This window comes from Flavobacterium silvaticum, from assembly GCF_012911565.1.
GTDB lineage: Bacteria > Bacteroidota > Bacteroidia > Flavobacteriales > Flavobacteriaceae > Flavobacterium > Flavobacterium silvaticum.
In genome coordinates this window covers 372,948-384,441 of sequence record NZ_JAAMPU010000107.1, presented here as the reverse complement: position 1 = coordinate 384,441, position 11,494 = coordinate 372,948, and the positions used below count along the sequence as shown (strand labels likewise).

6 protein-coding genes and 1 tRNA gene are annotated in these 11,494 nt (G+C 44.5%); 2 read left to right on the top strand and 5 right to left on the bottom strand.

Annotated features, from left to right (window positions below):
- Window positions 1-167 precede the first annotated feature (167 nt).
- Both gyrA and G6047_RS13515 read left to right on the top strand, forming a co-directional pair.
- On the top strand, window positions 168-2,747 hold the full coding sequence (gene gyrA / locus G6047_RS13520; RefSeq protein WP_169528152.1) for a DNA gyrase subunit A: 2,580 nt from the start codon (window positions 168-170) through the stop codon (window positions 2,745-2,747).
- Between the two features lie 8 nt (window positions 2,748-2,755).
- On the top strand, window positions 2,756-4,066 hold the full coding sequence (locus tag G6047_RS13515) for a tetratricopeptide repeat protein (RefSeq protein WP_169528151.1): 1,311 nt from the start codon (window positions 2,756-2,758) through the stop codon (window positions 4,064-4,066).
- 138 nt (window positions 4,067-4,204) lie between these two features.
- Here the strand turns inward: G6047_RS13515 and G6047_RS13510 are convergent, their stop codons facing one another.
- The 5 genes from G6047_RS13510 to G6047_RS13490 form a co-directional block, all read right to left on the bottom strand.
- Complete coding sequence (locus G6047_RS13510; RefSeq protein WP_169528150.1) at window positions 4,205-4,966, bottom strand: C40 family peptidase; 762 nt, start codon at window positions 4,964-4,966, stop codon at window positions 4,205-4,207.
- 180 nt (window positions 4,967-5,146) lie between these two features.
- Entirely contained in the window at window positions 5,147-6,322 is a 1,176-nt protein-coding gene (locus G6047_RS13505) for an acetyl-CoA C-acyltransferase (RefSeq protein WP_169528149.1), read from the bottom strand.
- A gap of 503 nt (window positions 6,323-6,825) precedes the next feature.
- A tRNA-Arg gene (locus G6047_RS13500) sits at window positions 6,826-6,899 on the bottom strand.
- A gap of 139 nt (window positions 6,900-7,038) precedes the next feature.
- Complete coding sequence (locus tag G6047_RS13495; RefSeq protein ID WP_169528148.1) at window positions 7,039-8,364, bottom strand: SWIM zinc finger family protein; 1,326 nt, start codon at window positions 8,362-8,364, stop codon at window positions 7,039-7,041.
- Window position 8,365: 1 nt separating this feature from the next.
- Complete coding sequence (locus G6047_RS13490) at window positions 8,366-11,446, bottom strand: DUF6493 family protein (RefSeq protein ID WP_169528147.1); 3,081 nt, start codon at window positions 11,444-11,446, stop codon at window positions 8,366-8,368.
- Window positions 11,447-11,494 lie beyond the last annotated feature (48 nt).

Here is an 11,494-nt window from a genome sequence, read left to right as displayed (position 1 = left end):
CAAAAAAAACAGCTATACCCGCGTTAAACTCATTGTAATTTATTAACGCTGTCGAATCATATATTGTTAATAAATACAGTAGTTATAGGTACGCGCGAGAACAAAATTTCAGGTATTAAACGTATATTAGCGGGATTTTAAACCGAATAAAATTTTAACAAATAAGTATGTCAGACGGATCAAAATTAATCCCGATCAACATTGAAGATGAAATGAAGACCGCCTACATCGATTATTCGATGTCGGTAATTGTGTCACGTGCGTTGCCAGATGTCAGGGATGGACTCAAGCCTGTGCACCGACGTGTTCTTTTTGGAATGTACGAATTGGGCGTATTGTCTAACCGCCCGCATAAAAAATCAGCGAGGATCGTTGGGGAAGTCCTTGGTAAATACCACCCGCACGGAGATTCCTCTGTTTACGATACTATGGTGCGTATGGCCCAGGAATGGAGCCTTCGGTACATGTTGGTCGACGGACAGGGTAACTTCGGATCTGTAGACGGTGACAGTCCGGCAGCGATGCGTTATACCGAGGCCCGGATGAAGAAAATATCCGAGGAAATCCTTGCCGACATCGATAAAGAAACGGTTGACTTCCAGCTCAACTTTGACGACACCCTGGAGGAGCCAAAAGTAATGCCTACCAAAATCCCGAACCTTCTCATCAACGGAGCTTCAGGTATTGCCGTAGGTATGGCCACTAACATGGCGCCTCATAACCTGACCGAAGTCATCAACGGAATCCTGGCTTACATCGACAACCACGATATCGAAATCGATGAATTGATGGAGCACATCAAAGCACCGGATTTCCCGACAGGTGGTGTCATCTACGGATACGATGGCGTACGCGAAGCTTTCAAGACCGGTCGCGGACGTATCGTCATGCGTGCCAAAGTAGGATTTGAGGAAGTCGATGGACGTGAAGCCATCATCGTCAGTGAAATTCCATATCAGGTCAACAAAGCCGAAATGATCAAGAAAACGGCTGATTTGGTCAACGATAAAAAAATCGACGGAATAGCGAACATCCGCGATGAATCGGACAGGAACGGTATGCGTATCGTTTACATCCTCAAACGCGATGCAGTTCCGAACGTCGTATTGAATACCTTATATAAGTATACGCAATTACAGTCGTCTTTCAGTGTCAACAATATTGCGCTCGTCAACGGACGTCCGCAATTGCTCAACCTGAAGGATCTGATCCATTATTTTGTCGAACACCGCCATGATGTTGTCGTCCGTCGTACACAATTCGAATTGCGCAAGGCAGAGGAAAGGGCACATATACTGGAAGGACTTATCATCGCATCTGACAATATCGATGAAGTGATCCGATTGATCAGAGGTTCCAAGGATGGAGACGAAGCCCGTGCCAAATTGATCGAACGCTTCTCGCTGTCGGAAATTCAGGCGCGTGCGATCGTAGAAATGCGTCTGCGCCAATTGACAGGTCTTGAGCAGGACAAACTGCGTGCAGAATACGAAGAATTGATGAAAACAATCCAGCGATTGAAAGACTTGCTCGCAAGTAAAGACCTTCGTATGGAACTTATCAAGGAAGAACTTACCGAAATACGCGAAAAATATGGTGACGGTCGACGAAGCACGATCGAATATTCAGGCGGAGATGTCAGCATAGAAGATTTGATTGCCGATGAAAATGTCGTAATCACCATCTCTCACGCCGGATACATCAAACGCACACCGCTTTCGGAATACAAAACCCAGAACAGGGGTGGAGTAGGACAAAAAGGCGTGGCAACCCGGGATGCCGATTTCCTCGAACATTTGTACGTGGCGACGAACCACCAATATATGATGTTCTTCACCCAGAAAGGAAAATGTTACTGGATGCGTGTCTATGAAATACCGGAAGGAAATAAGACGAGCAAAGGCCGTGCGATCCAGAATCTTATCAATATCGAAAGTGACGATAAAGTAAAAGCATTCATCTGTACACAAGATCTCAAAGATGTGGATTATGTGAACAGCCACTATGTCATTATGGTCACCAAAGAAGGGCAAGTGAAAAAGACATCGCTTGAATCGTATTCACGTCCGCGTGTAAACGGTGTTGCCGCCATTACGGTTCGTGAAGGTGATGAATTGCTCGAAGCCAAACTGACTACAGGAAACAGCCAGGTGCTTATCGCCGTAAAATCCGGTAAACTTGTCAGGTTCGAAGAAAGCAAGACCAGACCTATGGGACGTACCGCTTCCGGTGTTCGTGGCGTTACGTTGGCAGATGAGAAAGATGAAGTGATCGGAATGGTTGCCATTGATGAAAAAGATGTCAACAATTCACAGATTCTCGTAGTCACGGAAAATGGCTATGGAAAACGTACTAAACTTGAAGAAGATGGCGAACCTGTTTACCGAATCACCAATCGTGGCGGTAAAGGCGTGAAGACGCTGAACATCACCGAAAAAACAGGAAAACTGGTTTCGATCAACAGCGTTACCGATGCGGATGATTTGATGATCATCAATAAATCCGGCTTGACTATCCGTATGGCTGTCGAAGATCTTCGCGTCATGGGACGTGCGACTCAAGGCGTTCGACTTATTAATATCAAAGGAAACGATGCCATCGCCGCCGTAACCAAAGTAATGAAAGAGGAAGAAGTCATTGATGCCGATGCAGAATTGACCGGCGATGATTCGGTTCAGGATGTATCAGATGATATTTCATCAGCCGATGATTCCCACGAAACACCAGATTCAGAAGACACACAATAAGAATAAGCATGAAAAAAACAATTATTACCGCGGCACTGCTCATGTCATTGATCAGTTTTGCACAAAAAGACGAGTTAAAGGCACTTAAAAAAATCTATGATAAAGATGCACCTTCCGTCAAAGACATCGCTAGCTTTAAAGAAAATCTGACCAAGGCAGAACCATTGGCAACTGATGAAGGTGACAAGCTATACGTAGCTTATTACAAAGCTTATGCGCCTTTGCTTGATGCATCCTTACCGGAAAATCAGAAAAACCCAACTGCTTTCTTTTCGAAATTCAGTCCCGATGCCATTTATAGCATTGCCAAATCTGGTGACGATGTGGTTCAGTACGAGAAAAAGACCGGAAAGAAATTGCTTTCAGATGATATCCTTGAGCAAGATCCGCAAATGAGCACCATGTTACTGAACTATGCGGTTGCATTAGGAGAGCAGAAAAAGGAAAAAGATGCGGCAAAGGTGTTGTATGCGCTCTATCTCATGGATAAAACCAAAACAGATTATCTGTATTATGCCGCATCATATTCCGTAAATGGGCAGGATTTTGACAAGGCGATGGAATATTACAATGAGCTCAAAAAAATCAATTACACAGGTGAAAAAACCATTTACACCGCAAAGAGCAAGATAAACGACAAACAGGAACCTTTCAACACGAAAGCAGAACGCGATCAAGCTGTAAAAATAGGAACGCATACGCTCCCTAAAGAAGAAAAAGAGCCATCTAAAAAAGGAGAAATCTACAAAAACATCGCTCTTATCTTAGTCCAGCAGGGCAAAGAAAAAGAAGCTTTTGAGGCGGTTGCCGAAGCGCGTCGTGAAAATCCGGACGATTCAGGAATCATGCTCACGCAAGCTGATTTGTATCTCAAGCAAAAAGACATTGAGAATTATAAAAAAATAGTTGGTGAAATATTGGCCAAAGATCCCAACAATGCAGATTTGATATACAACCTCGGTGTTGTCGCCATGCAAGGAAACCAGGACGCAGCCGCTGAAGAATATTTTAGGAAAGCTATAGCGATCAAGCCTGACTACGCCAATGCGTACATCAACTTAACGGCAGTCCGTATGAAACCGGACAAAGATATCGTTGAAAAAATGAACAAGTTGGGAACATCTGCCGCCGATACCAAGAAGTATGACCAATACAAGGCGCAACGTGAAAAAATGTTCCGTGATTTACTTCCGGATCTTGAAAAGGCGCACGAATTGATGCCGGAAAACGAAACCATCACCCAGAACCTTATCAGCGTATACGGCTTCCTTGAAATGACCGATAAGCGTAATGCTTTGAAAGCGTCACTCAAGAAATAACAATAGATTGAAATGAGCCGGGTTGAGAGACCCGGTTTTTTTTTGAGAAGTCGGGGAAGACGGAAAAGTCAGCAAAGTCGGGAAAGTTTGTGGTTCAAAAGCTGTAGCTTTTCCGACTTTCCGGACTTTCCCGACTCTTTAAACAACCTTTTTAATCACCCGCAATTTATGCGTATGCCGGTTCGTTTCCGCATTGTAAATGCCTAAGTGATCCAATCTGTCAATACGGACTTTTCCGCTCGCATGGATTATATAATTGTCTTCCATGATAAGCCCCACGTGAATGATCCGGCCTTCGTCATTGTCAAAAAACGCCAGATCGCCGGGCTCGCTTTCCTCTATAAAACTTAACGGTTCACCCACTAAAGCTTGTTGAGATGCATCTCTCGGAAGCACATAACCATTGAGTTTATATACCATTTGCACCATTCCGGAACAATCGATCCCGAATGGTGTTTTTCCGCCCCATAAATAAGGCGAGTTGAGATACAGGAAGGAAGTCGGAATCAGATTCGATTTTGGCCTGATGCCACTAACACGCAAGCCTTCAAAGTCAAGTTGGGCCGTATTGATTTCTTCGTGATTCAAAAACGAAAGAGACGATCCAAGCGGAATAGGCATCAGGAAATTGTTCGGACCGGTCACATATTCGACCAAATCCGAATTCAGTACAATCGCATCCTTAGAAACCTGGTCGTAAAGCGATTTTGAAATTTCCTGGTATTGCTTGCTGTCGACCCAACCTTCGTACCCGTCAAAATGCAGTTTAATGCGCGACCATTGCTGCTTTTTTTCAAGGATTTCGAACTGTTCGCCAAACAACACCTGCGATACGATTTCGCTTCTGTCGCTGGCTTCGGCCCGCAGCGGGATATTTCCAAGGTTACATATACCGAACATGCGGTTGATTTTGGTTGGGAGCCAATCCGGCTGCACACTTCAAGCTGCCATAAAAACAAAGCGGCTTTACAACCCAATCTAAAGGCTTCGTTGGTCGCCTTCATCTCGGGGTAAAGCCAGCTTGTTTTTTGTGTCAGGCTTTACGCTGCATCCGGGCTAGGGATTCAGCCGCTAAATTACCTATTTTTCCAATACAATCGCCGATGCTCCGCCACCGCCATTACAAATTGCGGCCGCCCCGATCTTTGCGTTGTTCTGTTCCAGCACGTTAAGCAGTGTCACAATTATTCTCGCTCCGGAACAACCCAGCGGATGTCCGAGTGAAACCGCGCCACCATTCACGTTGATCTTATCGGCAGGCAACCCGAGGATCTTTGCGTTGGCCAATCCCACAACAGAAAAAGCTTCGTTGAATTCAAAGAAATCGACGTCGTCTTTTGTTATTCCAGCCTTTGCAAGCGCTTTTGGCAATGCTTTGGCCGGAGCTGTCGTGAACCATTTCGGTTCTTGTTCGGCATCGGCATACCCTTTAATGAAAGCCAGTGGCTTCAGGCCGAGTTCGTTTGCTTTTTCTTCGCTCATCAAAATTAAGGCGGCTGCACCGTCGTTAATGGTCGAAGCATTTGCAGCCGTCACTGTTCCTTCTTTTGTAAAGGCGGGTGCAAGCGAGGCTACTTTATCAAGTTTTACATTCGTGTATTCTTCATCTTTGGAAACCACGATCGGTTCGCCTCGTCTTTGAGGCACCGATACCGGAATCACTTCGTTATCGAATTTCCCAGCATTCCATGCTGCAGCCGAGCGCTCGTACGATTGGATTGCGAATGCATCCTGATCTTCACGGGAAAAACCATATTCCGAAGCACACAAATCGGCACAGACACCCATGGCGTTGTTGTCATAAGCATCAGTCAATCCGTCTTTCTGCAATCCGTCAACTAAAGTGGTCGGGCCAAACTTGACTCCGTTGCGCATATGCACGTAATGTGGAATCAGGCTCATGTTTTCCATTCCGCCGGCAACTACAATTTCCGCATCTCCGTTCATTATGGCCTGGGCAGCCTGAGTTACTGCTTTCATCCCCGAAGCGCAAACTTTATTTACGGTTGTGGTGATTACGCTGTCAGGCAAACCAGCAGCCAATGCCGCCTGTCTTGCCGGAGCTTGTCCAACACCGGCCTGGACTACGTTGCCCATGAGGACTTCATCGACCAATTCGGGTTTTAGGTTTATTTTTTCCAAAGCCGCTTTTATGGCAGCTCCGCCCAATTGTGGAGCAGGAACGGTAGACAACGCGCCCATAAAACTCCCGATTGGAGTCCTTACGGCCGATACTATGGCAACTCTTTTAGTCATGATTTTAGATTTGATGGCGCGAATTTAATGAATTCTAATTACTATATCGTTGTAGTTGATTTGTTTTGGGAATATTTATTTGAATTTGGGATTTGATGGTTGGGGCTGTTACTAAGATTAGTGTTACGGGATTTTAAGTAACACCAATTTTAGTAACAGCTAAGTTGCTTCGGTGGAATTGTATAACTTAAACGCTCAGCGTTGAGAATACTGTTAAAAAGAAAAGAGTGCAATTGGGGCTTGGAATCCTACTTTAAGACCTCTGGATCATGAATTACGGATGACGCTGGCGCGCCATCCTTCAAAGCTCCGCTTTGAGATTAGTTCCAAAAAGAAAATGCCTCAAGCACAGCTTGGTTTCTTTTACCAACTTAGGTGGAATTAGGTATCACGAATGGATTGCGCTGGCGCGCCATCCTTCAAAGCTCCGCTTTGAGATTAGTTCCAAAAAGAAAATGCCTCAAGCACAGCTTGGGCATTTTCTTTTTGGAACTAATCATTCGTGATCGCAGAAGGATTCGAACCTTCGACCGCCTGCTTAGAAGGCAGGTGCTCTATCCAGCTGAGCTATGCGACCGTAAAAGCGGTGCAAATATAGCGTTGATAATTGAACTGGACAACTAAGATTTTATTTATTCAACTTATGGGTGTTTTAACCTCTGGTAATTAGAGGATTATTTTCAATTTTTGGATTAAAAACAGGGCCGTAAATAATATCAATTCATCATCTTCACAGCCAACACATGCTTGCAAATCCCGCGCTTTCCCTGATATTCAGTGAACCATTGACACGTACATCTGGCGGAATTTGAATCAATGACAACCTTATGCGTCACATCTGTCCCTTTGACCAAAGCCTCAATAGTATCGGCGGTCTTTTTTGCAATTGTTATATGTTCTTTGGCAATCAGGGCTTTTGCATTTTTGAGTCGTGGGTTCATGCTTACGATCCGTTCGGTCTTGAATGGCAATTGTCTGTAGAAATGGTTGCGTTCCATCACATCATAACCTAAAAGACCTATGGAAGATAAGCTTGAAGTGAGGTTTTCCATCATCCCGAAATCAATATCATGTTCAATGGAAAGCAGCGTCGGGTCAAATGTTTCATTCGATTTCAAAAGGCTGTTGATACCGTAAATCCATTCCATCGGAAGATTTTCTGTCATGGTATCCAATACTTTTCCTTCACCCGAAAAACCACGATAGGCATCGGGAGAAAAAGCCATCAGCAATTGCATCTTCCCCAATTCACAGACCAACGCACAGGTTTGTCCGTCCGTAGATTCGTAGACATAAATTTTATCCACAATCGGCAGGATTCCTTCCAGAAGCCGCAACCGGTGGACGCCGCCAATACGTACGGAATCATTGCCGCCCAAAGTCGAGAACATACATTTTCCGGCTTTTCTGGAAATAAAAAATTCGCCTTTCGTATTTCCCTTCGGAAACGTCTGGAACAGTTGTATCGCCTGGATTTTATTGAGTTCGAATTTCAAATCCATATCGGCCAGATACAACTGAACACTTGTCAGTCCTTTGATCCAACGAGGCGGCAGACTCACTTTCTTTTCCGTCACTTTGGATTTGCCTGTGATTACCTGCATATCTTTTTGCCCGACAGATAAAGTGACGCGTTCGTTCTTCTGGATGCTGTTGAGCGCATTGAGCATCGGGTCGTTGAAATCGACATTCGTGGTTCCATTGGCAATGAATTCTCCGTCTATGGCTTCGGGTTTCATATCCAACCGAACATAAACGCCGTTACACGATGAGAAACCTTCAAACCGGATCCGTTCGGAACCTGCAGAAATAATGGGGTCACGCAAACTCGGTGGAATCGGTCCGAAACTCGAACGCACCACCTTTGCTATCGTTCTCCAGCACTTGGCCGTTACGTAAGGATCTGTAAGGTTTCCCCAAAAAAAGCACGGAATGTTGTTGACCGATTCAATTTCGGTCTGATGCGCCAAAACCAGTTTGTTGAGTCCTTTTTCTCTTGAAAATGTCGAAGCGGAATTGTAGTGGTATAAAAGATCGGTCATTTCAGTTCAGGATTTGTTTGATGAGAGGCTTGAGGGAAGCGGTATCTTTGTATTTGTCGAAGAATGCAGCGGTTGCCGTATCTGGTTTTTTGCCGGTCTTGAAAGATACGTCAAGATAATTCTCTACGATTTTCTTGAAATTCACCGGCAGTTTATCCTTGAATTCGAGATGGCCCAAAAGGCTGTCGTAAAATTGATGCAAGGCGGAATTATGAAGCCGTGAGATATCCTTGATTCCGGCGACACTGTCTGACAATCGCTGGAAAGGCGCATATTTATTATTGGCGAGGAAAGCGCAAAATTTGCCAAGAATCCCAATATCGATTCGTTGCTTTTCGATAAGATTCCCGAAAATTTCAGATGCCGTCATCCGGATTTCCTTAGAATCCTTGAAAAAAGCGCATGCCAGGACTTTTTGGGAATGCGCGGTTATAGTGAAGCCTGGTGTATCCATGAGTTGAAGGAATGCTTTTATATCGTTTCCGGCGCCTTCCGTTATATCGCACGACAGACGTAATAAGTTAAGTGCAAGTGCATCCGGATTCTGGGGCATCAGGCTGTTCCAGTACACCACGTTGGCATCTGACGAAATAAAGGTGTAGTAATTTTTATCGTTCACCAGATCAAGGCTGTACAATAGGGCATCGGGTGCCGGTTTTTCTTTTGGTATCTGAAATCCGAGCACATACCAGCTTGGCGAGCGCATCATTTTTCCGGTGTTCCAATCTTTATAATCGTTCCATTTTTCGATGAGTCTTATCTCAGGATCAAAAGGCGAAACCACCAAAGGATAAGAGCCGACAGCCGTATTCCGGAATTCAGCAAATTCTCCGTCCGGATCATGAGTCCGTGCCGCGACAGCCCAAATAGATTGCATGGTATCTGTATCGTCCTTTACTAATTTTGATAACAGCTTGTCGAACAGGTTCTTTTTGGGAACTATCATTTTTATTTCATTGCTCAATCCGAGGCAATAACGCATCAAATCTTTCAGTTCTCCGTTCACGGAATCGAGTAGTGGTGCGGCTTCTTCTACATTCTCACGCGGCATTCTTGAAATGGCGATGGCAAGATCGATCCAGTCTACGGCAATATTGTTTTCCTGACAGGCAAGCAGTCTTTCGAGAAGAATTTTCGGTTCCACCCAATGAGGTTTATGCGAAGGGAACGAAAGCATCGGGATCGCGACATTCTTGTTCATCCTCGATTGGACAGCGTGCAGGAAAGGCTTTATGAGCAGCAAAGTATTGATTCGGTCATATTTATCGTCCTGTATTGTAAACTGGTAATCCAAACTGTGCATTTTCTGCTGAAGGAAAACACTCGAATAATTGCGGTGATAGCCTTCAAGGTAACGCGATTCGAGTTGTTTCAGATACGGTTTCAATTGTTCCGATTGATCGTTCGGAAACAAATGACGCGATACTATATAGGTGTTGAGCAGCATCTCCGTAGTCAGCACGTCTTCTGATGCAATGAATTCACCGAACAAAAACAAGATGTCGTTCCAGTTTTGCGGAAGCGTAACAGCATCAGTAAGCACTTTTTCCTTCCGGTCCGTTTGTATGTAGCTTTCAGATGGTTCCGGATCAGGCGCGATAAAATGGCTTTCTCCCAACAAACCGGAAAGTTCTGCCCGTACGCTGCCTTGTATCAGTTCCGAATAAGATGTCAGCTTATCGACCAATTCAGTTTCCTTTGCTGATGCCGATTTTGCCAGGATTTTGGCCACACGTTGTTGCAGGTTCAAATCCGGGATCATAAAGACATCGGCAATCAATACGTGGATCGTCTTTTTATATTTCGGTTGTGACTTGAGCAATTTCTCAAAAATCTGCAAGGTCGTCTTTACGGAAGCTTTGCAGTCTGCACGCATCAGCATCGGTTCTACCCATTCCAGAAAAGATTTGACCGAAAATTTCTCCTGTTCAAAAATCTGTTTGACCAAATCAATCCCGAATGCCGTGACAGCGGGAACAGGGTTATGGAGACAGGCAAAAATGTTTTCCTGGAACGGCAGAAAATCTTCCGGCGACAAATCCAGGCTGAGCAGAATTCTCCTGAAGAACGATTTTGCGTTATTGTTCCATTCTTTGGTCTGGATCAGGATGGCATTTTCTATAAACCACGCACGTGGAAGTTTCCCTTGTTTGATAAGTTCATTAAAAATGACTTCCCAAGTCCTTGATTCTTCTTGTTTTCCGTTGCGGTCTTCCCAGAAAATATAGTTCTGGATATTCGAATCATAGTGGAAAACTTCCTTCACATCACGCTTCCAGGCCGTTTCGTCAGACAAAATATATTCAATATGGGCGCGCGGATTTTTCTCGTCCTCGTTCCAGTCCAATGCGGCAATCGACCACGCAAAAAGCTCCGGATTGTATTCCATAAACAATTTATCTTCAAGAAACCGAAGCTTTTTGTACTTAAAACGCCTCCAGTCATTTTTGCGCTTTTGTTCCAGAAGGTAATCGTTGATCCAATTCGGTTTTGCCCAAAAAAGAATATCGGAAACTTCTTTGCTGTCACATCTTTCGAGAACGCCAAAAATCTCATCCCAGGAGTTTACATCAGATTTTCCAAAAACCGCAATCGCACTCAGGATAATGATTTGGGTTTGCAGATAATCGCCGCGCTGGCCCCAATTGTATTGCTTGTCTTTCCGGAATTCGGGTTCGTCCTTCAAATCGACATAATCTGTCCAGTACTTTCGGTTCTTGCGGATGGCTTTTTTGAGGATTTCGAGATTGCCCTTCGCATTTTCCGTAAGAAAGGGCAAAAGGTCGTCGATTCTTTTTTGCCTGACCAAATCATCATAACGTTGAGCCACATCTGACGCATTCTTTTTTGATGGATTGCTTGTAACAGATGGCTGCCCGTCTTCTGAATATCCTTTTTTTATTTTTTCAGTGAGGATTTTTTCGGCTGCTTTGAGGCATTCTTCCGGGCTTGAAAAAGATTTGGTCTGTGAGGTGCCAGCCGTACCGGAACGGCCATAAGTCACGGTATATTCCTGTCCGACGACTTCTATTTGCCAGAACTTATCAGAAGTGCCATCGGTGAAAGTCAGATGTTTTTTCATTCAGGTGCGATTGTCTTGGAAAAATAGCGAAAGTTTGACAGAATCGAT